At 64.8% G+C, this 25753-nt stretch carries 23 protein-coding genes; 5 read left to right on the top strand and 18 right to left on the bottom strand.

The features are described from left to right. Nucleotides 1-3: 3 nt before the first annotated feature. The 3 genes from thrC to ACSFA8_RS04485 are packed head-to-tail and all read right to left on the bottom strand — an operon-like array spanning nt 4 to nt 4060. Entirely contained in the window at nt 4-1503 is a 1500-nt protein-coding gene (gene thrC, locus ACSFA8_RS04495) for a threonine synthase (protein ID WP_435478293.1), read from the bottom strand. Continuing rightward, nucleotides 1503-2828, bottom strand: coding sequence for a homoserine dehydrogenase (locus ACSFA8_RS04490; RefSeq protein ID WP_435478292.1), 1326 nt, complete (start codon nt 2826-2828; stop codon nt 1503-1505). The genes thrC and ACSFA8_RS04490 overlap by 1 nt, the downstream gene beginning before the upstream one ends. Nucleotides 2829-2836: 8 nt before the next feature. After that, nucleotides 2837-4060, bottom strand: coding sequence for a pyridoxal phosphate-dependent aminotransferase (locus ACSFA8_RS04485; protein WP_435478291.1), 1224 nt, complete (start codon nt 4058-4060; stop codon nt 2837-2839). Between the two features lie 67 nt (nt 4061-4127). Here ACSFA8_RS04485 and ACSFA8_RS04480 point away from each other — a divergent pair, with 67 nt between their 5' ends. From ACSFA8_RS04480 to ACSFA8_RS04465, 4 genes are all read left to right on the top strand, one after another. Further along, nucleotides 4128-4511 carry an Mth938-like domain-containing protein gene (locus tag ACSFA8_RS04480; RefSeq protein WP_435478290.1) on the top strand — a complete coding sequence of 128 codons (384 nt, stop codon included), beginning with the start codon at nt 4128-4130 and terminating at the stop codon, nt 4509-4511. Between the two features lie 127 nt (nt 4512-4638). Further along, nucleotides 4639-5115 (top strand): peroxiredoxin, encoded by a 477-nt coding sequence (locus ACSFA8_RS04475; protein ID WP_068632401.1) that lies wholly within the window; start codon nt 4639-4641, stop codon nt 5113-5115. A gap of 166 nt (nt 5116-5281) precedes the next feature. Next, entirely contained in the window at nt 5282-7057 is a 1776-nt protein-coding gene (locus ACSFA8_RS04470) for a PhoH family protein (protein WP_435478289.1), read from the top strand. A gap of 240 nt (nt 7058-7297) precedes the next feature. Further along, the gene (locus ACSFA8_RS04465; RefSeq protein WP_435478288.1) at nt 7298-7753 is read left to right on the top strand and encodes a GyrI-like domain-containing protein; all 456 of its coding nucleotides are present in this window, start codon (nt 7298-7300) and stop codon (nt 7751-7753) included. Nucleotides 7754-7896: 143 nt separating this feature from the next. On the opposite strand, the gene dnaB is transcribed toward ACSFA8_RS04465, so the two are convergent. From dnaB to ppsA, 7 genes are all read right to left on the bottom strand, one after another. Beyond that, a complete protein-coding gene (gene dnaB / locus ACSFA8_RS04460) occupies nt 7897-9306 on the bottom strand; it encodes a replicative DNA helicase (protein WP_435478287.1) in 1410 nt (469 codons plus the stop codon). A gap of 252 nt (nt 9307-9558) precedes the next feature. After that, nucleotides 9559-10011 carry a 50S ribosomal protein L9 gene (gene rplI, locus ACSFA8_RS04455; protein WP_435478286.1) on the bottom strand — a complete coding sequence of 151 codons (453 nt, stop codon included), beginning with the start codon at nt 10009-10011 and terminating at the stop codon, nt 9559-9561. A gap of 13 nt (nt 10012-10024) precedes the next feature. After that, nucleotides 10025-10306 carry a 30S ribosomal protein S18 gene (gene rpsR, locus ACSFA8_RS04450; protein WP_286546009.1) on the bottom strand — a complete coding sequence of 94 codons (282 nt, stop codon included), beginning with the start codon at nt 10304-10306 and terminating at the stop codon, nt 10025-10027. An 18-nt stretch (nt 10307-10324) separates the two neighbouring features. Then, nucleotides 10325-10627: a primosomal replication protein N gene (priB, locus tag ACSFA8_RS04445; RefSeq protein WP_435478285.1), complete on the bottom strand. Its 303-nt coding sequence runs from the start codon at nt 10625-10627 to the stop codon at nt 10325-10327. A 4-nt stretch (nt 10628-10631) separates the two neighbouring features. Next, nucleotides 10632-11006 (bottom strand): 30S ribosomal protein S6, encoded by a 375-nt coding sequence (rpsF, locus tag ACSFA8_RS04440; RefSeq protein ID WP_286546004.1) that lies wholly within the window; start codon nt 11004-11006, stop codon nt 10632-10634. Nucleotides 11007-11148: 142 nt separating this feature from the next. Continuing rightward, nucleotides 11149-11682, bottom strand: a complete 534-nt coding sequence (locus ACSFA8_RS04435) for a hypothetical protein (RefSeq protein ID WP_435478284.1) — start codon at nt 11680-11682, stop codon at nt 11149-11151. Nucleotides 11683-11906: 224 nt separating this feature from the next. After that, a complete protein-coding gene (gene ppsA / locus ACSFA8_RS04430) occupies nt 11907-14300 on the bottom strand; it encodes a phosphoenolpyruvate synthase (RefSeq protein WP_435478283.1) in 2394 nt (797 codons plus the stop codon). Between the two features lie 186 nt (nt 14301-14486). On the opposite strand from ppsA, the gene ppsR reads away from it, so the two are divergent. Beyond that, nucleotides 14487-15308, top strand: coding sequence for a posphoenolpyruvate synthetase regulatory kinase/phosphorylase PpsR (gene ppsR / locus ACSFA8_RS04425; RefSeq protein WP_286545998.1), 822 nt, complete (start codon nt 14487-14489; stop codon nt 15306-15308). 68 nt (nt 15309-15376) lie between these two features. On the opposite strand, the gene ACSFA8_RS04420 is transcribed toward ppsR, so the two are convergent. From ACSFA8_RS04420 to ahpF, 8 genes are all read right to left on the bottom strand, one after another. Next, the gene (locus ACSFA8_RS04420) at nt 15377-17488 is read right to left on the bottom strand and encodes a TonB-dependent siderophore receptor (RefSeq protein ID WP_435478282.1); all 2112 of its coding nucleotides are present in this window, start codon (nt 17486-17488) and stop codon (nt 15377-15379) included. 98 nt (nt 17489-17586) lie between these two features. Continuing rightward, complete coding sequence (locus tag ACSFA8_RS04415) at nt 17587-18366, bottom strand: heme ABC transporter ATP-binding protein (RefSeq protein WP_435478281.1); 780 nt, start codon at nt 18364-18366, stop codon at nt 17587-17589. Then, a complete protein-coding gene (locus tag ACSFA8_RS04410) occupies nt 18363-19400 on the bottom strand; it encodes a FecCD family ABC transporter permease (RefSeq protein ID WP_435478280.1) in 1038 nt (345 codons plus the stop codon). Before ACSFA8_RS04410 ends, ACSFA8_RS04415 begins: the two co-directional genes overlap by 4 nt. Then, nucleotides 19397-20269 (bottom strand): heme/hemin ABC transporter substrate-binding protein, encoded by an 873-nt coding sequence (locus ACSFA8_RS04405; RefSeq protein WP_435478279.1) that lies wholly within the window; start codon nt 20267-20269, stop codon nt 19397-19399. The genes ACSFA8_RS04410 and ACSFA8_RS04405 overlap by 4 nt, the downstream gene beginning before the upstream one ends. Beyond that, nucleotides 20266-20643 (bottom strand): VOC family protein, encoded by a 378-nt coding sequence (locus ACSFA8_RS04400; protein WP_435478278.1) that lies wholly within the window; start codon nt 20641-20643, stop codon nt 20266-20268. The genes ACSFA8_RS04405 and ACSFA8_RS04400 overlap by 4 nt, the downstream gene beginning before the upstream one ends. Next, on the bottom strand, nt 20640-21689 hold the full coding sequence (locus ACSFA8_RS04395; RefSeq protein ID WP_435478277.1) for a hemin-degrading factor: 1050 nt from the start codon (nt 21687-21689) through the stop codon (nt 20640-20642). Before ACSFA8_RS04395 ends, ACSFA8_RS04400 begins: the two co-directional genes overlap by 4 nt. A 28-nt stretch (nt 21690-21717) precedes the next feature. Beyond that, on the bottom strand, nt 21718-23931 hold the full coding sequence (locus ACSFA8_RS04390; RefSeq protein WP_435478276.1) for a TonB-dependent hemoglobin/transferrin/lactoferrin family receptor: 2214 nt from the start codon (nt 23929-23931) through the stop codon (nt 21718-21720). A gap of 126 nt (nt 23932-24057) precedes the next feature. Further along, entirely contained in the window at nt 24058-25659 is a 1602-nt protein-coding gene (gene ahpF, locus ACSFA8_RS04385) for an alkyl hydroperoxide reductase subunit F (RefSeq protein WP_435478275.1), read from the bottom strand. Nucleotides 25660-25753 lie beyond the last annotated feature (94 nt).

Genomic DNA, 25753 nt, shown 5'->3' with positions numbered 1-25753 from the left:
TGTTCAATCACAGTGTTGGGCGATGTAGTTTTTGACGGCGTGCACGTCGGCCGGCAAGCTGACGACGCGCTTGGGTAGCGCCTCGATGCCGACGAATCGCTCCGGGCGGTCGGGCTCGTGGCCCAGTGCCTCGACGATGGTCTCGGCGAACTTAATGGGCAGCGCCGTCTCCAGCACCACCATCGGCACGCCCGGCGTGATGTGCTCGCGAGCGGCCTTGAGGCCGTCGGCCGTGTGGGTGTCGATCAGTGTCGCGAAGCGCTTGTCGGTGTCGCGGATCGTGGCGAGGCGGTCGGCATGGGTGCTGCGGCTGCTGCGGAAACCGAAGCGCGTCGCGGCCTCGGCAAAGGCCGGATCGGCGCTCAGGTCGAAGCGGCCGCTCTGACCGAGCTCGCCTTCGAACAGCGCACGCAGCCTGGCGGCATCGCGCCCCAGCAGGTCGAACACGAAGCGCTCGAAGTTGCTGGCCTTGCTGATGTCCATCGACGGGCTCGAGGTCTCGTGCGTGTCGGCCGCCGCACGCACGCGGTAGACGCCGGTGCGGAAGAATTCGTCGAGCACGTCGTTCTCGTTGGTGGCGACCACCAGCGTGTGGATCGGCAGGCCCATCATGCGCGCCACGTGACCTGCGCAGACGTTGCCGAAGTTGCCCGAGGGCACCGTGAAGCTCACCGGGTTGTCGTTGTTGGCGCCTTTCGCCGCCGGGCCGCCCCAAGGCGAAAGCGCCCCCTCGGGGGGCAGCGAGGACACGTCAGTGCCGCGCGTGGGGGCAGGAGTCGCCTGGAAGTAGCCGGCGAAGTAGTAGACCACCTGCGCCAGCAGCCGCGCCCAGTTGATCGAGTTGACCGTGCCGATCTTGTACTTGCGCTTGAAGTCGAGGTCGTTCGACACCGCCTTGACGATGTCCTGGCAGTCGTCGAACACGCCCGCAATCGCGACGTTGTGGATGTTCGCGTCCTGCAGGCTGAACATCTGCGCCTGCTGGAATGCGCTCATGCGGCCTTCCGGCGAGGTCATGAACACGCGCACGCCCTGCTTGCCGCGCATCGCGTACTCGGCCGCGCTGCCGGTGTCGCCGCTGGTCGCGCCGAGGATGTTGAGTTGTTCGCCGCGACGCCCGAGCTCGTACTCGAACAGGTTGCCGAGCAGTTGCATCGCCATGTCCTTGAAGGCGAGCGTCGGGCCGTTCGAGAGCGCCTCGAGGTAGACGCCGTCTTCGAGTTCGCGCAGAGGCACGATGTCGAGCGTGCCGAACACCTCTTCGGTGTAGGTCTTCGCGCACAGCGCCTTCAGGTCGGCCGCTGGAATGTCGTCGATGTAGAGCGACAGAACCTCGAACGCCAGCGCGTGGTAGGGCAGACCGCGCCATTTCGCGAGCGTCGCGGCGTCGACCTGCGGATAGTGGTCGGGCAGGTAGAGCCCGCCATCGGGCGCCAGGCCTTCGAGCAGGATGTCGCAGAACTTGCGCGGCGTGGCATCGCCGCGGGTCGAGAGGTAGCGCATCAGCTGAGCTCTTCCTTGCGGATGCGAACGATCGGCGCCAGCACGGACGGCAGCGCCTGCAGTTCGGCCAGCGCGTCGTCGACCGTACCTTCCTTCGTATCGTGCGTGAGGATGATCAGGTCGGTCTGGGTCGAGCCCTCGCCGCCCACTTCATCGGCCTCGCGCTGCAGCACGGCATCGATGCTTATGCCGGCATTGGCCAGCAGCCCGGTGACCCTGGCCAGCACACCGGCCTCGTCGGCCACGCGCAGGCGCAGGTAGTAGCTGGTCACGACCTCGCGCATTGGCAGCACGTCGAGGTGGTCGTTCATCGCATTGGGGTGGAAGGCCAGGTGCGGCACGCGCTGCGCCGCGTCGGCTGTGTGCAGGCGCGTGATGTCGACCAGGTCGGCGATCACCGCGCTGGCGGTCGGCTCGCTGCCGGCGCCCTTGCCGTAGTAGAGCGTGGTGCCGACCGCGTCGCCGTGCACCACGACCGCATTCATCGCGCCTTCGACGTTGGCAAGCAGGCGCTTGGCCGGCACCAGCGCCGGATGCACGCGCAGCTCGATGCCGCCGGCGGCGCGGCGGGTGATGCCGAGCAGCTTGATGCGGTAGCCGAGCTGTTCGGCGTACTTGATGTCCTGCGCCGCTAGCTTGGTGATGCCTTCGACATGGGCCTTGGCAAACTGCACCGGGATGCCGAACGCGATCGCACTCATCAGCGTGACCTTGTGCGCGGCGTCGACGCCTTCGATGTCGAAGGTCGGATCGGCTTCGGCATAGCCGAGGCGCTGCGCTTCCTTCAGCACGGTCGCAAAATCGAGGCCCTTGTCGCGCATCTCCGAGAGGATGAAGTTGGTGGTGCCGTTGATGATCCCGGCGATCCACTGGATGCTGTTGGCCGTGAGGCCTTCGCGCAGCGCCTTGATGATCGGGATGCCGCCGGCCACGGCAGCTTCGAACGCGACCATCACGCCCTTGGCCTGCGCAGCTTCGAAGATCTCGGTGCCATGCACGGCCAGCAGTGCCTTGTTGGCCGTGACCACATGCTTTCCGGCGGCGATGGCTTCCATCACCAGCTGCTTCGCGATGCCGTAGCCGCCGATGAGTTCGATAACGATGTCGATGTCGGGGTTGGCGATCACGGCGCGTGCGTCGCTCACCACCTGCACGCCCTCGCCCACGGCGGCGCTGGCGCGCGCGGTGTCGAGGTCGGCCACCATCGTGATCTCGATGCCGCGGCCGGCGCGGCGCTTGATTTCTTCCTGGTTGCGCTTGAGGACGTTGAAGGTGCCACTGCCGACGGTGCCGATGCCGAGCAGGCCGACCTGGATGGGTTTCATGGATTCAGTCATTGCGTGCGTTGTCGATAGCGTTCGAGAAATTTGGCGATGCGGTTGATGGCCTCGCGCAGGTCGTCTTCGTGCGGCAGGAACACGATCCGGAAATGGTGGTTGTCGGGGTAGTTGAAGCCCGAGCCCTGCACCAGCATCACCCGCGTTTCGCGCAACACCTGCATAAAGAATTCGCGGTCGTCGGCGATCGGGTACATCGCCGGATCCAGCCGCGGAAACATGTAGAGCGCCGCATGCGGCTTGACGCAGGTCACGCCGGGAATGGCCGTGATGAGCTCATAGGCCAGATCCCGCTGCCGGCGCAGCCGGCCGCCCGGCTTCACCAGGTCGTGGATGCTCTGGTAGCCGCCGAGCGCGGTCTGGATCGCCCACTGGCCCGGCACATTGGAGCCGAGCTTCAGGTTGGCCAGCATGTTCAGGCCTTCGATGTAGTCGGCCGCATCGCCCTTGGGGCCCGACACGATCATCCAGCCGGCACGGTAGCCGCAGGAGCGGTAGGCCTTCGACAGCGAGTTGAAGGTCAGCGTCAGCACATCGGTGGACAGGCTGGCCATGGCCGTGTGCTTCGCGTCCTCGTAGAGCACCTTGTCATAGACCTCGTCGACCAGCAACACCAGGTTGTGCTCGCGCGCGATGGCGACCATGCCGCGCAGCAACTCGTCGGGGTACAGCACGCCGGTCGGGTTGTTTGGGTTGATGACCGCGATGCCGCGCGTGCGCGGCGTGATCTTGGTGCGGATGTCGCTCAGGCTGGGCAGCCAGCCGTTCTCTTCCTCACACAGGTAGTGCACGGGCTTGCCGCCTGAGAGCGACACGGCGGCCGTCCAGAGCGGGTAGTCGGGTGTGGGCACCAGCAGTTCGTCACCGTCGTCGAGCAAGGCGTTGGTCGCCATCACGATCAGTTCGCTCGCACCGTTGCCGAGGTAGATGTCGTCGAGGGTGACGCCCTCGATGCCCTGCTGCTGCGTGTAGTGCATCACGGCCTTGCGCGCCGCGAAGATGCCCTTGCTGTCCGAGTAACCTGCCGAGTCGGGCAGGTTGCGGATCATGTCCTGCTGGATCTCTTCCGGCGCGTCGAAGCCGAACGGCGCCATGTTGCCGATGTTGAGCTTGATGATCTTCTGGCCATCCTCTTCCATCTGCCTGGCGGCGTCGACGATCGGCCCGCGGACGTCATAGAGCACGTTGGCCAGCTTGGCCGATTTCTTGAGTATTTTCAAAGGCCCTCCGGGGGCAGCTATCACAGGGGAAAACCTATAATTTGACCACAGTTCCAACCCCCTTCCGATGAAGCTCCAACCCGACAAATCCGACGTCCAGACCCTTACAGCGCACGGCCCCGGCTGGGTCGCCATCAACAACGAGAAGATCGAGCACAGCGTGGTGCTCGGTTCGCGCGGCGAACGGTTCGAATGGAATTGCGCGCGCTTCGAGGATCTGGAGGCCGAGCACTTTGCGCAACTGGCGTCGCTCGGCGCCGAACTCATCATCTTCGGCAGCGGCGAGCGCATCCGTTTTCCGAAGCCGCAATGGCTGCAGGCGCTGATGGCCCGGCGCACCGGCGTGGAGACGATGGACACACCGGCCGCCTGCCGCACCTACAACATCCTGGCCGGCGAAGGGCGCCATGTGCTGGCAGCCCTCATTGTCGAGAGCCCTTCGGGTGGCTAACGGAGGACGTTTCGGGTTAAAATTGCCGGTTGCAAACAGGCCAGCCGCCCTCAATCGGCCTCTCTTTGGCCGTCAGTGACCAACGACCAATCTTCCTTCGGGAACCATAACGGAGAAAACAAGTTTCATGGCGATCGTTGTCAACAAACCCATTCCCGAATTCGAGTCTAACGCGACCGGCGGTCTCAAGGTATCGAACACCTCCCATCTCGGCCATGTGCTGGTGATGTACTTTTACCCCAAGGACAACACGCCCGGCTGCACCACCGAAGCGATGCAGTTCCGTGATCGCTACAAGGACTTCGTGAAAGCCGGTGCCACCGTTTTCGGCGTCTCACGCGACAACATGAAGTCGCACGACGAATTCAAGGCCAAGCTCGAACTGCCGTTCGAACTGATTGCCGATACCGAAGAAAAGATGTGTCACATGTTCGGCGTGGTCAAGAACAAGATCATGTACGGCAAGAAGGTCAAGGGCATCGAGCGCAGCACCTTCCTGATCGGCGCCGATGGCATTCTCAAGGCCGAATGGCGCGGCCTCAAGGTGCCCGGTCATGTCGACGACGTGCTGAAGGCCGTCAAGACCCTCAAAAAGGCCGCCTGAAACAGTGTTGTTTTTCTCGCCGCGGGCAGAATCGACATCTCATGGGACGTGTATAGTGATCCCATGCTGTTGATCGCAACAACCGCGCTCCCCGAACAAAGCCGCCCGGCTCGCCAGGCGGCTTTTTCGCTTTCTGGTTCCTTCTTTTTTGCGAGCAATCCACCCCATGCCCTTGCCTCCCGCCCCCACGAAACGCGCCGCCCTGCTGACGCCCGACGCGCTCGACGCGCCAGCGCATTCGTCGTCCAAAGGCCCGCGACGCAGCGGTAGCAGCCGGCATGCGGAGGATCCGCGCGGCAACGGGCCGCAGCCGCTGGAACTGTTCGATACGCGGCATGACGCTGCCGGCGGCGTGCCCGCTGCCGAAACAATGCGGCAGATCGAGACCAAGCCCCAGCCGGTGACGGCCGAACGGGCACCGGAACCGCCGCAGGCCCGCGCCGAACGGGCGCCGGTGGCGCCAGCGCCGGCCGCGCGCCCACGCGCGGCGCAACAGGAGAGCCCCCGTCCACGCCGCACCCGGTCGAACGGCATGGCCAAGCTGTTCGTGCTCGACACCAACGTGCTGCTGCACGATCCGATGTGCCTGTTCCGCTTCGAGGAACACGACATCTACCTGCCGATGATCGTGCTCGAAGAGCTCGACGGCCACAAGAAGGGCACGACCGAAGTCGCGCGCAACGGTCGCCAGACCAGCCGCACACTCGACGCACTGGCCGGCGCCAGGGATGCCGACATTGCCAAGGGCCTGAAGCTCGACACCACTGGCCACCGTGGTGCCGGCGGCAAGCTGTTCTTCCAGACCGAGGCACTCGACTATTCGCTGCCCACCAGCCTGCCGCAAGGCAAGGCCGACAACCAGATCCTCGGCGTGGTGCAGGCGCTGCGCGACCTCTATGCCAAGGATCGGCCCGGCCATCCGAAGCAGGAGGTGGTGCTGGTGTCGAAGGACATCAACATGCGCGTAAAGGCGCGCGCGCTGGGCCTCGCGGCCGACGACTATCAGAACGACAAGACGCTCGAAGACGGCGACCTGCTCTACTCCGGCTCGCTCGCCTTGCCGGCCGATTTCTGGACGCGCCAGAGCAAGACAGTGGAAAGCTGGCAGAGCGGCAGCACCACGTTCTACCGGATCACCGGCCCGATCGTGCCGAACCTCTACATCAACCAGTTCGTCTACTTCGAAGCACCGGGCGAGCCGAGCATGTACGCCCGCGTCACCGAAATCCGGGACAAGACCGCAGTGCTAAAGACGCTGAAGGACTACGCCTCGACCAAGAATGCAGTCTGGGGCGTTTCCACCAAGAACCGCGAACAGAACTTCGCGATGAACGTGCTGATGGATCCCGAGATCGACTTCGTTACGCTCACGGGCACCGCCGGCACCGGCAAGACGCTGATGGCACTGGCCTCCGGCCTCACCCAGGTGCTCGACGACCGCCGCTACACCGAGATCATCATGACGCGTGCCACGGTGAGCGTGGGCGAAGACATCGGCTTCCTGCCCGGCACCGAAGAAGAAAAGATGGGCCCGTGGATGGGTGCACTCGACGACAACCTCGAGTTCCTGGCCAAGGGCGACGGCGGCGGTGCCGGCGAATGGGGCCGCGCGGCCACCAACGAGTTGATCCGCTCCCGCATCAAGATCAAGAGCATGAACTTCATGCGCGGCCGCACCTTCCTCAACAAGTACGTGATCGTCGACGAGGCGCAGAACCTCACGCCCAAGCAGATGAAAACACTGATCACGCGTGCCGGCCCTGGCACCAAGATCATCTGCATGGGCAACCTCGCGCAGATCGACACGCCCTACCTGACTGAAGGCTCGTCGGGCCTCACCTTCGCGGTCGACAAGTTCAAGGGCTGGCCGCACGGCGGCCACATCACGCTGGCGCGCGGCGAACGCTCGCGGCTGGCGGACTTTGCGAGCGAAGTGCTCTGAACGCCTGACGCTCTCGCTTTGACAGCGGCCTGCGCAAGCCCCATGGGCGGCGCGGGCCTTTTTTTGTCTCAAGTGACAAGCTCCTGACACGACGTTGTCAGCAGCACCCTCGCACCATCGGGGTTCCCTTCACCACCCAAGAAAGAGAATCTGAAATGAACAACGCCCCTAGCTGGTTCGAGATCCCGGTCGCCGATCGATGCGCCGTGACCGGGCCTTTGAGCCCACTGGAGAAATGACATGGAACCCACCCGCCAATACCAGAACGCCTTCGCCGTCGCCGGCCCTTCGGTGCGCACCACCAACCGCGAAGAAAGCGTCCCCACCAGTGGCCGCATCCCCGGCCTTTGGGCCCGCTTCTTCGGCGAGAACGTGATGGGCCGGACGCCGCACCGCGACACCGCGGATCTGCGCAACTTCGGCGTTTACTCAGGCTATGAATCCGATGCACACGGCGCGTTCGATGTCACCGCCGGCATCGCCGTCACCGAGGGTGCGACGGTGCAGGTCGAAGCCGGCGACTACCTCGTCTTCGACGCCAGCGGCGTCATGCCGCAGGCCGTGCTCCACGCCTGGGCCCAGGCCTGGCAATACTTCGAAGCGCATCCCGAAGTGAAGCGCCGCTACCGCAGCGACTTCGAGGCTTACACCAGCCCCGTCGCGGCGGTGGTCTGCATCGGCGTGGAAAGCGCGTGATGAAAAAGAGCTGGCAGGCTCGTGTCGCCAGCTACCACGATCTGCCGAGCGTGAAGCCGATTCCTGAGGCGATGCGCAAGCGCCGGGGCGAAGGCATAGCGCCTCGCGTCCGATGGACACTGGCACTGCAGCCCTTTTTCTATCTAGAAATCATGGCCGCCACCGCCGCCGGCCAGGCTCTCGAACTTGGTGATCGGCTTCAAGAACGCCAGCTTGACGGTGCCGGTCGGGCCGTTCCGCTGCTTGCTGATGATCACCTCGGCCACGCCCGGCTCCTTCGAGTCCTTGTTGTAGTAGTCGTCGCGGTAGATGAACATGATCACATCGGCATCCTGCTCGATCGCGCCGGACTCGCGCAGGTCGCTCATCATCGGACGCTTGTCGGTGCGCGACTCGACGCCGCGGCTCAGCTGCGACAGCGCGATGACCGGGCACTTGAGTTCCTTGGCCAGCATCTTCAAGCCGCGCGAGATTTCGCCCACCGCCGTCGCGCGGTTCTCGTCGTTCATCGCGGTCGACACGCTCATGAGCTGCAGGTAGTCGACCACGATCAGGCCGAGCTGGCCGCACTGGCGCGCGAGCCGCCGCGAGTTGGCGCGCAATTCGCTCGTGGTGAGGCCCGGCGTTTCGTCGATGTGCAGGGAGATGTTGCGCAGCTTCTCGATCGCTTCGGTCAGGCGCGGCCACTCTTCGTCTGTGAGCTTGCCGGTGCGAAGGTGGGTCTGGTCGATGCGGCCGATCGAGCCGACGATCCGCACCGCGAGTTGCGAGGCGCCCATTTCCATCGAGAACACCGCCACCGGAAGGCCTTCGTTCAGCGCCACATGCTCGGCGATGTTGATGGCGAGGGCGGTCTTGCCCATCGAGGGGCGCGCAGCCAGCACGATCATGTCGCCGGCCTGGAAGCCCGAGGTCATGCGATCCAGGTCGATGAAACCGGTCGGCACGCCCGTGATGTCGTTCGGGTTGTCCGCCATCTCGGTCACGCGGTCGAGCAGTTCGACCACCAGGGAGTCCATGCCCTGGAAGCCCTGCTTCATGCGCGAGCCTTCCTCGCCGATGTGAAAGATCTTCTGCTCGGCCTCGTCGAGGATCTTGTCGACCGCCTTGCCCTGCGTGTTGAATGCGTTGGTCGCGATCTCGTCGGCGGCACTCACCAGCTTGCGCAGGATGGAGCGGTCGCGCACGATCTCGGCGTAGCGGCGGATGTTGCTTGCGCTCGGCACGTACTGCGCGAGCGAGTTCAGGTACACCAGCCCGCCAATTTCGTCGGACTTGCCGACGCTCTGCAACTGCTCGAACACCGTGATCACGTCGGCCGGTTTGCTCGCGTTGACGAGACCGCCGATCGAAGCGTAGATCAGCTTGTGCTCGTAGCGGTAGAAGTCACTGTCCTGCAGCAGGTCACCGACGCGATCCCATGCGCCGTTGTCGAGCAGGAGACCGCCGAGCACACTGGATTCGGCCTCGATCGAATGGGGGGGAATGCGCAGTTGCGCAACCTGGCGGTCGTCCGACGGATCGTTGTCGGCGTAGGAGAAAACGGCGGACATGGATTTCCTTGCAACCGCACATGCTAAGGCGCATGGCGGGCAGCGTCATGGGATAACGCTGTGGATAAGCGGTGACTTTTCGGTGCAGCGCCGAGGACATCATGTATCCCCAAAAGAACAAAGTCGCCCGAGGGCGACTTTGTTCAATTCAGGGAACACCGCGGAACCGGCTCAGCCGGGCCGCAGGTGTTGCCCCCGGCAGGGGGAAGGCAGAGCGACACGAAGTGCGCGCAGCCTGGGGGCGAGCAACAGTTACGCAGTTTCGCCGTACACCGTCACGGTGATGTCGACCACCACGTCGGTGTGGAGCGCCACGCTCACGGTGCTGTCGCCGGTGACCTTGATTGGGCCGTTCGGCAGGCGCACTTGCGACTTGACCACCTTGTAGCCCTGCTTGTTGAGCTCTTCGGAGATGTCATGGTTGGTGACCGAACCGAACAGACGGCCATCGACGCCGGCCTTCTGCGTCAGCTTGACGGTTGTGCCGCCGAGCTTCTCGCCCTGCGCTTGCGACTCGGCCAGCTTGGCGGCCGCAGCCTTTTCGAGTTCGGCGCGCTTGGCGGCGAATTCGGCCTTGTTGGCTTCGGTGGCACGGCGAGCGCGGCCCGACGGGATCAGGAAGTTGCGGGCGTAGCCGTCCTTGACCTTGACGATGTCACCCAGCGCGCCAACGTTGAGAACCTTGTCCAGAAGAATGATTTGCATGGTGTGGTTCTCCTTAGACGCGATGCTGGTCGCTGTACGGAACCATCGCGAGGAAGCGGGCACGCTTGATCGCGGTGTTGAGCTGGCGCTGGTAGATCGCACGGGTGCCGGTCAGGCGCGCGGGAATGATCTTGCCGTTTTCGCCGATGAAGTCGCGCAGGGTGTCGATGTCCTTGTAGTCGATCTCTTCGACGCCAGCGACGGTGAAGCGGCAGAATCGCTTGCGCTTGAACAGCAGCGACTGGGTGTTGCGCTTCGGGCGCTTGTCTTTGTTGAATTTCTTGAACGTGGCCATGGTTGGACCTCTCGAAAATTAATCTTGCTGAAAATCCTGGATGTGCAGAACGGGATGCTTGCCATTCCCCGGAGTGGCGAGGAAGCCCTGAAAACGCCAGAGACTTCCCAACGCCTGCCTTGCGAGCCGCTCGGCAATAGCGCCGAAGGCCACGGCCTTGAGGGCCGCCTTGACCTGCCTTGGTATTCCGGCCTCTTCGACCGTCGACTCGTGTTCGAGCTTCAGATCGAGGGCGGGCAAACCGGCAGGCGTGTAGCGCAGTGCTCCGAGTTCGGCGACGCAGGCAGTCAGCACGAGGCTGTTGGCTGCGGCAACCTTCACGCCATCAGTTGTTGTTGGCGGCGTATTCGGCTTGCTGGGCCTTGCGGGCCTCTTCGCGCTCGACCGTCTTCATCATCGACGAAGGACCGGTGTCGGCCTTCTTCTTGACCACGGTCAGGTGGCGCAGCACGGCGTCGTTGAACTTGAACGCATGTTCCAGTTCTGCCATCACGGCTTGTTCAGCCTCGATGTTCACGCACAGGTAGTGCGCCTTGTTGAGCTTGTTGATCTGGTAGGCCAGCTGACGACGGCCCCAGTCTTCAACGCGGTGGACGTTGCCGCCGCCGGCCGTGATCAGGCCCTTGTAGCGCTCCAGCATGGCCGGAACTTGCTCGCTCTGATCCGGGTGGATCAGCAAAATGATTTCATAGTGACGCATGGCACTCCTTGTGGATCTTCCCGGGGGAAGGGATAAAGCCACCCGCAGCGTCCGAATCGCGGTGTGGCAAGGCAAAGCCGATGATTATAGCAGGCAAAGGCACCCTGAGGCGCTTTGCCGCGGCGGCGAGGCGCCAGCCGGCTCAGCCGATCAGCGCGCGATCGAACTCGGCCGCCTTTTCGGGGCCGACAGCGGCGCGAATCTTGGGTGCCAGCGCGAGCAGTTCTTCGTAGTTGCTCGTGCCCTCGACCGCCAGATTGAGGCGGAAACCACGCAGGCCGAGGCTGCCCGACAACCGGGTCGCGATGGGGTACGCATCCTTGTAACGCTGCTGGAGCGAGCGCGCGCCATCGGCAGGTGCGGCGGCTGGTGCGGTGGCAGGGGCCGGCACCGCCACGAGCGCGGGCCGGGGTGCCGGCGCGGCCACCGGTGGGGGCTCGGCTTGCGCTGCCGGTGCATGCGCCGTAACGATCGGCGCACCGTCAATCGGGCCCAGCAGGCCGAGTTCGATCATCTGGTCGAGGTCTTCGCGTTCGATGTTCATGCCGGCAGCCTGCACTTCCTCGATCGTGCGCTTGCCGTCACAGAGGATGAACGCCGAACGCTGTCGCGGCGTGAGTCGAACCGTGCGATCCCTGAATGCCTGTTGGCCGCCTTCCGTCTTCACAAGAATCATTGCTTTCCCTTGCGCGAGTCACTCGCAAACACCACGGCAGGATCCGTTTCGCCCTGCTGGCAAATGGCAACTGCCTCCCCGGTAACGCCAAAGTGTGACACTAAAAGGACGGTCAGTTGCAAATTGACACATCCTGACAGGGAAATTACGCCGCGCGCGTGACGAATTGCGTGGCGCGGGCGACACAACGTGTCGCCCGCGCCTTCAGGCCCCCTGAGCGGGGATCAGCGGGCAGCCAGTTGCTGCCAGGTGTCGATCACGCTGTCGGGATTGAGCGAAATCGACTCGATGCCCTGTTCCGCCAGCCACAGCGCGAAGTCCGGGTGGTCGCTCGGGCCCTGGCCGCAGATGCCGACATACTTGCCCTGCGCCTTGCATGCCTTGATGGCGCGGCTCAGCATGGCCTTGACGGCCGGATCGCGCTCGTCGAAGTCGGCCGCCAGCAATTCGAGTCCCGAATCGCGATCCAGCCCCAGCGTGAGCTGGGTCAGGTCATTCGAGCCGATCGAGAAACCGTCGAAGAACTGCAGGAACTCGTCAGCCAGGATCGCGTTGCTCGGCACCTCGCACATCATGATGATCTTGAGTTCGTTCTCGCCGCGCTTCAGGCCTTCCGCGGCCAGCAGGCCCGTCACGCGCTCGGCCTGCTTCAGGGTGCGCACAAAGGGCACCATGATCTGCACGTTGGTCAAGCCCATGTCATTGCGCACGCGCTTGAGCGCCTCGCATTCCATCAGGAAGGCTTCGCGGAATTCCTCGCTGACGTAACGTGCGGCGCCGCGGAAGCCCAGCATCGGGTTTTCTTCTTCTGGCTCGTAGCGCGAGCCACCGATCAGCTTGCGGTATTCGTTCGACTTGAAGTCCGACAGCCGCACGATCACCGGCTTGGGCCAGAACGCGGCGCCGATGGTCGCGATGCCTTCGGCCACCTTGTCGACATAGAAGGCGCGCGGCGAGGCATGGCCACGGGCCACCGACTCGACCGCCTTCTTCAGATCGGCGTCGACGTTCGGGTAGTCGAGGATCGCCTTCGGGTGCACGCCGATGTTGTTGTTGATGATGAATTCGAGCCGCGCCAGGCCCACGCCGTGGTTCGGCAACTGGGCGAAGTCGAACGCGAGTTGCGGGTTGCCGACGTTCATCATGATCTTGAGGTCGATCGGCGGCATTTCGCCGCGTGTCACCTCGGTCACTTCGGTTTCGAGCAGGCCGTCGTAGATGAAGCCGGTGTCCCCCTCGGCGCAGCTCACCGTGACCAGCGTGCCTTCTTTCAACAGGTCGGTCGCGTCGCCGCAGCCGACCACGGCCGGAATGCCGAGCTCGCGCGCAATGATGGCCGCGTGGCAGGTGCGCCCGCCGCGGTTGGTGACGATGGCAGCGGCGCGCTTCATCACCGGCTCCCAGTTGGGGTCGGTCATGTCGGTGACGAGCACGTCACCGGCCTGCACCTTGTCCATCTCGCTGATGTTGTGCACCAGGCGCACCGGGCCGGTGCCGATCTTCTGGCCGATCGCGCGGCCTTCGGCCAGCACGGCGCCGCGGCCCAGCAGCTTGTAGCGCTGCTCGGCCTTGCCCTGCTGCTGGCTCTTCACGGTTTCGGGCCGCGCCTGCAGGATGTAGAGCAGGCCGTCGGTGCCGTCCTTGCCCCATTCGATGTCCATCGGGCGGCCGTAGTGCTCTTCGATGACCAGCGCGTACTTGCCGAGCAATTCGACATCGGCGTCGCTCAGCGAATAGCGGTTGCGCTGCTCGGCCGGCACATCGGTGGTTTTCACCAGCTTGCCCGATGCCTTCTTTTCTTCCGGCGTCGCGAACTCCATCTGGATCAGCTTGGAGCCGAGATTGCGGCGGATCACCGCGCGCTTGCCGGCCTTGAGCATCGGCTTGTGCACATAGAACTCGTCAGGGTTCACGGCGCCCTGCACCACCGTCTCGCCGAGGCCGTAGCTCGAAGTGATGAACACCACTTCCTCGAAGCCCGATTCGGTGTCGATCGTGAACATCACGCCGGCCGCGCCCAAGTCGGAGCGCACCATGCGCTGCACGCCCGCCGAGAGCGCCACCACGTCATGCGCGAAGCCCTTGTGCACGCGATAGCTGATAGCGCGATCGTTGTAGAGCGAGGCGAACACCTCTTTCATCTTGTGCAGCACGTCGTCGATGCCGACCACGTTGAGGAAGGTCTCCTGCTGGCCGGCAAACGATGCATCCGGCAAGTCTTCCGCCGTGGCCGAAGAGCGCACCGCGAAGCTCGCTTGCGGGTTGCCCGCGCTCAGCGTGGCAAACGCCTCGGCGATCGCCTTCTGCAGGTCGGCCGGAAACGGCTGGGCCTCGACCATGGCGCGGATTTCGGCACCGACCTTGGCCAACGCGCGCACGTCTTCGGTGTCGAGCTTGGCCAGCGCCGCGCTGATCTTGTCGGCCAGGCCATCGTGCGCCAGGAACTGGCGAAACGCGTGCGCCGTGGTCGCGAAACCCGTCGGAACGCGCACGCCCTGCGGCAACTGGGAAATCATCTCGCCGAGGCTGGCGTTCTTGCCGCCGACCGACTCGACGTCGGTCATCCTCAGGTTCTCAAACGGTACGACCAGGGCGGTCGCTTCAAAGAGTGCAGACATGGGAAAGCTCCAGAAGTTAAAACCGGTGCGTCATGCCGGCAGCGGCGCACGATCGTTGTCGTTGCTTGGGGTGCGGTCGCGGGGGGCATGGGAAGAAATCGGATGCGGGGAAGCAGATTCCCCATAATTGGCCCGAATTGTAGGCGCCGCACCATTTGCGCGCCGCAGGACAAGGCCGCCCCAACCATGCACACGCGCACCGTCTTCTTTGTTTCCGATGGCACCGGCATCACCGCCGAGACTTTCGGCAATGCCGTTCTGGCCCAGTTCGAAATCACGCCGCGCCACATTCGGCTACCGTTTACCGACACGGTCGACAAGGCGCACCAGGCGGTGCGGCGCATCAATCACACGGGCGAACTCGAGGGCCAGCGGCCGATCGTCTTCACCACGCTGGCCAACATGGATGTTCTCGAGGTCATCGAAACCGGCTGCAAGGGCATGCTGCTCGACATGTTCGGCACTTTCGTGCGGCCACTGGAAATCGAGCTGGCGATGAAGTCGAACCACCGCATCGGCCGCTTCAGCGACGTGAGCAAGAGCAAGGCCTATGACGAACGCATTGCGGCCATCGACTTCAGCCTGCAACACGACGACGGCCAGAGCAATCGGGACCTCGACGGTGCCGACGTGATCCTGGTCGGCGTGAGCCGCAGCGGCAAGACGCCGACCTCGCTCTACCTGGCGATGCAGCACGGGCTCAAGGCCGCCAACTATCCGCTGATCCCGGAAGACTTCGACCGGCGCCAGTTGCCGCCGGCGCTGTTGCCGCACAAGAAGAAGATCTTCGGCCTGACGATCCAGCCCGAGCGGCTTGCGCAGATCCGCAACGAGCGGCGACCGAACTCACGTTACGCGAGCATCGAGAACTGCCGCCACGAAATCTCCGAGGCCGAAGCCATGATGCGACGCGCCGGCATACGCTGGCTGTCGACCACGACCAAGTCGATCGAGGAGATCGCGACGACGATCCTGCAGGAGTTGCGGCCCGAGCGGCTGACTTACTAGCCCCAGCTCCTTGGTGGGCCATGAAAAATTCGATCGGGAGAGATGCCGCTGCAGCAATCAGGAGCGGATCACAGGTCGACCTTGATCGAGGCCTTGATCGTGCGCGGCATGCCGACCGCCAGACGAGTGCCCGCTGCGGCCCAGTACCGCTTGTCGGCAACGTTGTCGACATTCAATTGCAAGGAGGTTCGCCTGCCCATCACCTGCGTCACGTAGCGCGCACCCAGTCCGAAGACGGTAAAGCCGCCGACGAAGCCTTGGTTCAGATCGTCGACAGGCCGCCGTCCGGTGTAGTAGGCGCCGCCGTTGACAGACAGGCCTGGTACTGCCGCAATGTCGTAGGACAGGAATGCGCTCGCGGTCTTGCGGGCGGTGTTCTCAGGCATCTTGCCGTTGTACTGCGCATTGATCTGCCGAAACTCGGCGTCCAGCACCTGCCCCGACAGTTGCCACGCCAGTTCGCGCGTCAGGCGACCCTGCGCCGAGACCTCCAGGCCGCGGTACCGCTGGCGGCCGTCGGCGACGAAGGTGTTGGCGCTGTTGGTGTACGCGCCGGGGCGTTCGATGTCGAACAGCGCGGTCGAGAGCAGCGTTCCGCTGCCGGTCAGCCAGCGCAGGCCCACTTCCTTCTGCTTACTCACGCCAGGGGCCATGCGCGTGTTCTGGTTGACCGTTCCGGTCGGCGCCACCTCTCCTTCTTCCACGCCCTGCGCGAAAGAAGCGTAGGCCACGAGGTCGGGCGTGAACTTGTAGCTGAGCGCCGCCAGCGGCGTGGTCTTGCGCACAGCGTAATTGGTGCCGGGAAGGGTCGCGCTCGCGGCTTGCGAGCTCTCATAGCGCGTATGGCGGGCGCCCACCACGAGTTGCCACTGCGGCGAGAACGTGATGCGGTCAAGCACGTACAGACCCAACTCCTCGCTGTCCTGGCCGCCGGTGGTGGGCCGTGTCGGCAGCGCGGTCAACGGCAGGTAGCCGATGGGCACGGGGTTGTAGAGGTTCTGCGTCGTCGCGCCGCCGTAGTTGCGCTGGAATATCGGGTCCTGACTCTTGTCGCTGCGCGCCACGCCCAACGTCAGTTCGTGCTGCACGTTCCCCGTCGCAAACGCGCCGAACAACTCCGTTCGCAGCAGGTCTGAGCTCTGCGCCAGGTGCTGCACGTTGCCCGTGATGCGTCCAGCCCCGGTGCGCACGTTGTAGTTGCCGAAGATCGCGAGCCGTCGGTCGCGTTCGGCTTGCGAATGGCCGGCCTCCACGGTCAGCGCCCAGTTGTCGCTGAGCGAATAGTCGGCGCGAAGCTGTGTGTTGGTCACTTCCGCTTCGAACACGCCCCACGGCGGGCCCAGCAGTTTGTGCGGGTCAGGCAACGCCGGCAGGGAAATCACACCATTGACGGCCGCTAGGCGCGCAATGCCGGCCTGCTCCGTGATGCTCTTGCGGTAGTGCTCGACATCGGCCTTGAGCGTCAGGCGGTTGTTCACGCGCCAGTCGAAAGCGGCCGAAAGGAACTTGCGGTTGCCGTCGACGCCTTCGATGGTCGAACCCAGTTGACCGCCCGCGGCATTGACCCGAAGGCCGAACTGGCGCTGCTCCCCGAACTGCCGCCCGAGGTCGACCGTGCCTTGCATCGTGCCCTGGTCGTCGAACGCCAGGCCCACCCCGCTCACCGGCGTGGACGTTGCGCGCTTGGTGACGAAGTTGACGACGCCTGCTGGCGTCGTGAAACCGTAGTAGAGCGCGGAGGCGCCCTTGAGCACTTCGACCCGCTCCTTGTTCTCCATCGGAATCTCGGACACGTTGGGAATCGCGAGCGATCCGTTGAGCCGGTAGTTGGTTCGGTTCTCGACCGCGATGCCGCGGATCACCAACTGGTCGAAGGTGTCACCGCCATTCTGCTGGCGTGTGACACCGGCGGTGTTGCGCAGCACGTCGTAGATGCTCGCGGCCCCTTGCAGTTCGATCACCTCTCGCGTCACGGTGTTCACCGTGGCGGGCACATCCATGATGTTCGCGCCGCGGAATGTGCCGGCCTCCACGGTATTCGCGACGAAACCGTTGGTGCGTGCATCCTCCACGTTGATCGTGGCCAATTCGCCGCGCACACCATCGGTCGTCGCCGGTGCGGGCTGCGCGCTCGCAAGCGGCGCGACTACGATGGCAAGGCCCCAGTACATCTTCCTCATGACTCTTTTCCTCTTCATGTAGCCCTCTTCGGTCTCTAACTTCGACAAATTATCTTCGATAACGATTCTCATTCTCGTCGATGAGGCACTGCAAATGCTCAGCCGAAGAGATACTGCGTGACGCCCTCGCGCCCTGTCACGGGCTGGCACGCCAGTGCCCACACCGACTCGATCAGCGCAGGCTGAAGCACTGCGACGGCCGCGCCCTGAATCGTGGCGCAGCCGGCGCTGACCACTACCACCTCGTCGGCATAGCGCAGCGCCAGGTTCAGGTCGTGCAGCACCGCGACCACACCGACACCCCTGGCGGCCCAAACGCGCAGCAGTCGCATCGCGGCATGCTGGTGCGCAATGTCGAGCGCGGCCGTGGGCTCGTCCAGCAGCAGCCAGCGCCCTGCGCCGTCGGGCCGCGGATGCCAGAGCTGCGCCAGTGCACGCGCCATGTGCACGCGCGCCTTCTCGCCGCCCGACAGTGTGTTGAGGATCCGCGGCGCCAGCGCCGACACATCGGTGAGCGCCATCGCCGCCGCGATGATGTGATCCTCGTCGTCGCCCGGCATCAGCCGGTGCGGAAAGCGGCCCAGGGCCACGATCTCCTGCGAGCTGAAGTCGAATGCCACGGCACTCTCCTGCGGCATCAGCGCACGACGCAGCGCGAGCGCCGCGGGCGTGTAGGCATCGAGCGGTCGGTTGTCGAGCAGCACCTTGCCTTGCGTGGGCTTGCGCTGGCCGCCGAGCAGCGAGAGCAGCGTCGACTTGCCCGCACCGTTGGGCCCGAGGATGGCGGTCACGCGTCCCGGCACCAGATCCACATTGGCGCCGGCGAGCAGCGTTCTGGCGCCGATTCGCACGGTGCCGTCTATGCACGACAAACTCATACGCGATTCCGGAAATGCCGCAGCATCAGGAGGAACATCGGCACGCCGATGAACGCGGTCAGCACACCGAGCGGCAGCTCGGCCGGCGCCATGACGGTGCGGGCCACCGTGTCGGCCGCCAGCACCAGCGCAGCGCCCAACAACCCCGAGCCCGGCAACACCACGCGGTGATCCGGCCCGGCCACCATGCGCACCCAGTGTGGCGCGATCAAGCCGATGAAGCCGATGATGCCGGTGGTCGCCGTCACGGAACCGACTGCGAACGCGGTCACCACAATCGCACGCCGTTTCACGCGCTCGACGTCGACTCCGAGCAGCGCGGCCTGCGATTCGCCCAGCGCGATGGCATTCAGCGGTGCCGCCAGCGTCAACGCAGCCACGCAGGCGACGAAGACGATCGCACCGACCAGGATGACCGCGCTCCAGCGCGCGCCGCCAAGGCTGCCGAGCAGCCAGAACTGGAGGCTGCGCAATTGCTCGTCGGTCGCCATCACGCTCAGGAAGCCGAGCCCCGCGCCTGCCAGCGCATTGATCGCGATGCCGGCCAGCAGCATCAACGCCATGCGCGTGCCGCCCTCGCTGCGCGACAGGCCGTAGATCAGCAGGGTGACCAGAAAGCCGCCGCCGAAAGCCATCGTCACCAGCGTCCAGCTGCCGAGCGTGCGCGGCAGCACCGGCCACAACCAGGCGCCGAGCACGATGGTCAGGCCCGCGGCGAGCGCCGCCCCACTGCTGATGCCGATCAACCCCGGATCGGCCAACGGGTTGCGGAACAGCCCCTGCATCAGCGCACCGGCCATGCCCAGGCCGCAGCCCGCCGCGACGCCGAGGATCAGCCGCGGCAGGCGGATGTTCATGAAAACCAGGTGCTGTGGCGTTGGGTCAGCCCCGCCCTGCCACACCGACCCCAGCACCTGCAGGAGTTGCGCTGCGCTGATCGCATAGGCGCCGGACGAAGCACCAAGCACGAACGCCAGTGCCAGCAGCACACCGCCGCCCGCGATGACGGCGCGCCTCGACAGGCGGGCACTCATGCCGAGAGAAAGCGCTGGTGCAGTTCGCCGATGGCGCCCGGCAAGCGCGGGCCGAAACCCAGCAACAGCAACGCGTCCTGCGTGATCAGCGCGCGCTTTTTGTAGGCGGGCGTCAGCGCCAGTTCCGGGCGCTGCCAGAACTTGTCGGCGCCACCGTGCGCTTCGATGCTCTGGCTGCTGGTGAGGATGAGGTCGGGCGCCGCGCTCGCCATGGCCTCGGCCGTCATCGGCCGGTAGCCCTGGAAGCCGCTCAGACAGTTCACGCCGCCGGCAAAGCCAATCACCGCGTTCGCCGCCGTCTTCTCGCCCGACACCTGCGGACTGGCGCTGTGCGACAGCACGAACAGCACGCGCGGCTTGCGAGCGCCGGACGATGCGACGCGTTGCTGTACCTCGGCCCATTCGGCATCGAGCCTCGCCTGCAGTTCGCGCGCTTGCGCCTCGCGCGCCGACGCACGGCCCACCGCCTGCACCTTGCGCTGCACTTCGCCCCAACTGTGGTCGGCCTCGATCAATTCCAGTCTGACGCCCGCGCTGCGCAACTGATCCAGCACCACCGGCGGCCCGGATTCGGTGGTGGCGATCACCGCATCGGGCTTGAGCGAGAGCAGACCTTCGGCCGACAGCTGTCGCATGTAGCCAACCTTCGGTGTCTTCAATGCTGCCGACGGGTAGAGGCTGGTGGTGTCAGTGCCGACCAGTTGGCCTTCGGCGCCGAGCGCGTAGACCACCTCGGTGATAGCGCCACTGATCGTGACCAGACGCGGCGGACGCGGATTCGGCTGGGCGAATGCAGGCAGCGCAGCCAGCCCCAGCGAAGCGGAGATGAAACGCCTGCGCTGCAGGCGGGAAGAAACGAAATCGCTCATGCCTTGTCCGGGATGTTCTGACCGATGCGCCACAGCACGCCGCTCGGATCGATGAGCACGAAGTCGACCATGCCCCATGGTTGCTCCTGTGGCGGTTGCGTGCGCAGGGCATAGCGCTCGATCACACCGCTGGCCGTCACGGACTCCCACCAGGCCTGAACGTCCTCCACGAGCAGGTGCATCATGAGGTTCTCGGCCAGTTCCTTGCTGTAGAAGTCCTGCAGCAGAAAGCTGGTGTGGCCATGATGGAAGTAGGCAAGATTGCCGCCGTCCCACGCCATCGTGAAACCCAGCTCCTGGTAGAAGCGCTTGGACAACGCGAAGTCTTTCGCCGGCACGAAGGCCTTTATCTCGACCGTCTTGAGATTGCTCATGCCGCCACCGCCCGCCTCGGCAGCTTGCGCACGATCTCGCGCCAGGCTTCGCGCTCGGGCACCCCAGGCTTGCGTGCTCCGAAGAACATCGCCATGAGCCCGCCTTCGCGGTCGAAGGCTTCGACCGAGGTAACGACGCCATCGCTTGTCGGCTTCTCGACGATCCACACTGCGTCGATCAGGTCTTCGCGCAGGTGCAGGTTGAAGCCCGGGTCGAGCACGTTGAGCCACTGCATGCCGCGCATCTCCAGCGGCTCAACCCGCACCACAGGCCCGGTGTGGATCTGGATGCAGCCCGGGCTGCCGACAAACACCATGATCGGCGTGCCGTCGAACGCCGCTTCATTCAACAGGTCGCGCACCGCCGATTTTTCGGCGCGCTGCGTGAACGCGCCTTCGGTCAGACGAAAACTCTGCTGGCGCTCGACCTCGAACTTGTTCAGCAGGCCGAAGAATTCGTGGGTGTCCTGCATGGCACCCCACGCGGCGGCCAGGGCAGCGGCATCGATGGCGCCATCGGCCCGCGGCGGTGCCTTCGATTCGGTCGGCGTGAAGGCCACAGATTGCGCCGGCTCGGCATGCGCGTCGATCACCGATTGCAGCGCGTCACGATCGGTTGCCTCGCGCGCAAACACCTTGTGAACCGCCACTCCGTGCGCGTTGAAGAACTGCAGGCTCAGGCTGGCGCCCTCGCGCACGGCAAAGCCTGCATGCCACTGGCCGAGAAAGAGACGCAGGTCAATGTCTTCACCCAGTGCCAGCGCCACGTGGCCACTGCCGGACAGCTTCTGGTAGACGCCGGTTTTCTCGTGCACGGTCGACTGGTTGCGCGTGAGCGCGAGCAGGGGCCCGCACAACTCGAGCGCCTGCAGCAACTCGAGCCAGGGCCCGCGCAGGGGCATCGCCTGCAACGGGCCATCGTGCGCACCGACGTGCGCCGCAATGGCCTCGCCCTCGCTGATGCCGAGTGCCTCGGCGGCATCCTTGTGGCGCCTGCCTTCGGCGCGCAGGGCCGCGAAGCGTTCGGGAATTTCTCTGGTGTTCATCGTTCTGTGCTCTCTTTCGTGGTCCGAATCAGAAGTCCGCCACCAGCGACACGTTGAAGTGCCGGCCGGGCTGGGTGTAGGCATCGCGGATGGCCGAGGTCGACGTCACGCCTCGCACGTCGCTCCACTTCCAGTACTTCTTGTCCGTGAGATTGACGATCGCCATGTTCAGGCGCAAGTCCTTCCGGATGCGCCATTGGGCGCCGACGTCGATGGTCATGACCGAGGGCGTGAGGAACTGAAGGCCACTGGTGACTTCGGCGGCATCCACGTCGCGGCGCTTCTTGGCTGCGTGGTAGACGGCATCGACACGCACGCTCCAGTTCGGCTCGGCGTACTTCAGGCCGAGGCTGGCCTTCCTCGGATCGATCGAATTGAGCGGCTGGCCCGTCGTGCGGTCGCGGCCGCGCGTCTCGCCGTAGGCGAATGGCGCCGAGAAGCCGTTGCCGTCGCGGGTCCAGTCGAGTTCGCCCTTGAACTCGAAGCCACTGATCCGCGCGCGGCCGATATTGACCGACTGGAAGGTCGCGGGATTGGTGCGAGAGCCGAACACGCCTCCCACCTGCCGGTCGTTCTCGATCAGATCCTTGTAGTCGCCGGTGAACACTGCTGCATCGAAGCTCAGGATGCCGGTGCGGCCGCGCACGCCGAGCTCGAAGTTCTGGCTCTTCTCGGGCTTGAGGTTCGGGTTCGGGATGGTCTTGTAGCCCGAGATCACGTTCTCGAAGAAGTTGTTGACCTGGAACGCGTTGGGCGCCTTGAAGCCCGAGGCGTAGTTGCCGTACACGCTCCACTGCGGCGTGGCGCGGAACAGCACGCCGAGCTTCGGCGACACGGCCGAGCCCGACAGCGACACCGCGGTGGCGTTGAATCCGGCCTGGTCGGCGTCGATGCTGAAGCGGTCGAAGCGTACGCCGGGCGTGATGCTCCAGCGGTCGTGGACGAACTCGTCCTGGATGTAGAAGGCCGATGTGGTCTCCCGCGTGTCGGGGAAGCGCTTGAGCGGAAATGTTTCGCCGGCCGGCGGCACCAGGCCGGTCTGCAGGTTCTCGACATCGGTGCGCGTGTAGTCGAGGCCGTAGGTGATGTGCTGCGCCCAGCCGTTGCCCCTGCGCACCGTCTTGCCCGCCTGCAGGCCGAGTTGCCAGGTGGCCTCGTCGTAGGTCACGTCGCGGACACGGTCGGCCGCGGAGTAGCGGTCTTCGAAGATGTACTCGCGGGATTTGGCCTTCTGGTAGCTCACCACGGCCTGCACGGCGTCTGCGATCGCCGTGTCGACGCGCAGCCGGCCATCCCAGGTGAAGCGGTCGCGCTGCTGATCGGTCTTCGCATTGAGCCCGATCACCGAAGTCGACGCATACGGCGGCTTGGCAATGCCAGTGAGCAGGTCGTAGCGGGCGGTCTTGTCGACGCGCTCGAAGGTGAAGGTGTGCTTCTGGTCCGCGTTGGGCGTGACGATGACCTCGCCGAGCACCGATTGGCCACGGTCGCGCTCGGGGTTGGGCGCGGTGCGATCGGTGTTGGACGAACGGTTGTCGCCCATGTTCTTCAGCTCCTGGGCGCGGTTCGCGGTGGCCGAGAGCAACCACTGCACGGTATCGCTGGGCTTGCCGGCCAGCGTCAGGCCGCTGTGCCAGCCTTTGTCGTCGCCGCTGTAACCGATGCTGGCACTACCGCCGAAGGTCTTGCCCTCGCGCAGGAAAGACCCCGGCTCGCGCGTGATGAAGTTGACCAGCCCGGCCAGGCCGTCCGAGCCATACAGCGCGGAGGCTGGGCCCTTGATGATCTCGATGCGCTCGATGAGGCCGATGTCGAAATAGTCGCGCCCGAACGCGTTGGCGCTGAACACATAGCTGCGCGGCGTGCGGATGCCGTCGGTCAGCAGCAGCACGCGGTTGCCGTCGAGCCCGCGGATGTTGAAGCCGGCATTGCCGTCGCGGCCGGTGTTGCCCGCAGCGAGACCGAAGCGGGCTGGCGCGCGCTTGACCGACACGTTGGGCAGGTCGCGCACCGCGTCGCGAATGCCGTTGATCTGCTGCGACTCGATGGTTTCGCGGTCGAGCACCTCCACGCTTGCGGGCAGGTCGTCCTTGTTCTGCTCGGAGCGGGAGCCGCTGACGACTACCTCTTTGAGCGCAGCGACGCGCGCATCCTCCTGCGCCGAAGCGCCAACGGCAAAGCCGCAGGCGATCAGCCAGGCCAGGTTGCGAAAACGGAATGCGGAAGCGGGAGAAGGGGCCACGGCGGAGTCCAGAAAACAGTTGTGTAGAAACTGCTCGCTGGACTGCGCGCTGCTGCGCGCCGTGCCCTGGCTGGCGATGCTTCGGGCAGATGCCCGAGATGCCGATTATATGAGAATAATTCTCATCTAGACTATCGCTTCGGCCACCACAGAGTTTGCTGGCGCGGCTTCCTCGGCCGGCGCTGATGTGCGGATCAGGTGGTCGAATGCGCTGAGTGCTGCCTTGGCGCCCTCGCCCGCCGCGATGATGATCTGCTTGAACGGCACAGTGGTCGCGTCACCCGCCGCGAACACGCCGGGCACCGAGGTCTGGCCCTTCGCGTCCACGACGATCTCGCCGTGCTTCGTCAGCTCGACCGTGCCTTTCAGCCAGTCGGTGTTGGGCACGAGCCCGATCTGGATGAACACCCCTTCGAGCGCCACTGTACGCAGCTCACCGCTCGCGCGATCCTTGTAGACCAGGCCGTTGACCTTCTGCTCGCCGGTGATCTCGGTGGTCTGCGCGTTGGTGAAGATGTCGACGTTCTTCAGGCTCTTGAGCTTGCGCTGCAACACTGCATCGGCGCGCAGCTGGGTGTCGAACTCGATCAGCGTCACATGGCCGACGATGCCGGCCAGGTCGATCGCCGCTTCGACGCCCGAGTTGCCGCCACCGATCACCGCGACGCGCTTGCCCTTGAACAGCGGGCCGTCGCAGTGCGGGCAATAGGCCACGCCCTTGTTCTTGAGCTCGTGCTCGCCGGGCACGTTGATGTTGCGCCAGCGCGCGCCGGTCGAGATGACGACCGTGCGGCTCTTGAGCGAGGCGCCGTTCTCGAGCTGGATCTCGACGAATTCCTTGCCCGGCACCAGTCCCTTGGCGCGCTGCAGGTTCATGATGTCGACGTCGTAGTTGCGCACGTGTTCTTCGAGCGCATGTGCGAATTTCGGCCCTTCGGTCTCCTTGATCGAGATGAAGTTCTCGATGCCCATGGTGTCGAGCACCTGGCCACCGAAGCGCTCCGACGCGACGCCCGTCCGGATGCCCTTGCGCGCGGCGTACACGGCAGCGGCTGCGCCGGCGGGACCACCGCCGACGATGAGCACGTCGAACGGATCCTTGGCGGCGATCTTCTTAGCTTCGCGCTCGACACCGCTGGTGTCGATCTTGGCGAGGATCTCTTCCAGGCTCATGCGGCCCTGGCCGAATTCGGTGCCGTTCAGGAACACGGTGGGCACGGCCATGACCTGGCGTTCCTTGACCTCTTCCTGGAAGGTGCCGCCTTCGATCATCGTGGTGCGGATGCGCGGGTTCTGCACCGCCATCAGGTTCAACGCCTGGACGACGTCTGGGCAGTTGTGGCAGGTGAGCGAGACATAGATCTCGAACTCGAAGTCGCCATCGAGCGCGCGAATCTGGTCGAGCACGGCCTGCTCGACTTTCGGCGGGTAGCCGCCGATCTGCAGCAACGCAAGGATCAGCGACGTGAATTCATGGCCCATCGGCAGGCCGGCAAAGCGCGGGCCGTGGTTTTCGCTCGGGCGATTGACCGAGAACGAGGGCTTGCGGTGGTTGTCGTCGCGGCTTTCGGTCAGCTTGACCAGCGGCGACGCCTCGGCGACGTCCTTCAGCAGCGACAGCATTTCGCCCGACGCCTTGCCGTCGTCGAGCGAGGCGACGATTTCGATCGGCTGCGTGGCACGTTCGAGGTAACTCTTCAATTGGGCTTTGGTGCTGGCGTCAAGCATGGCAGACTCACTTTCGATACCTAAAAACTATCAACAGGGGCAAAAAAAGCGCCCCGAACCCATCCCAAGGGGCCGCCGCGCACGGCCGCCCGAA

This window comes from Variovorax nitratireducens, from assembly GCF_051216545.1.
Taxonomy (GTDB): Bacteria; Pseudomonadota; Gammaproteobacteria; order Burkholderiales; family Burkholderiaceae_C; genus Variovorax.
Note: the sequence above shows the minus strand (reverse complement) of the source record. Positions and strands in the feature narration are given on the sequence as shown.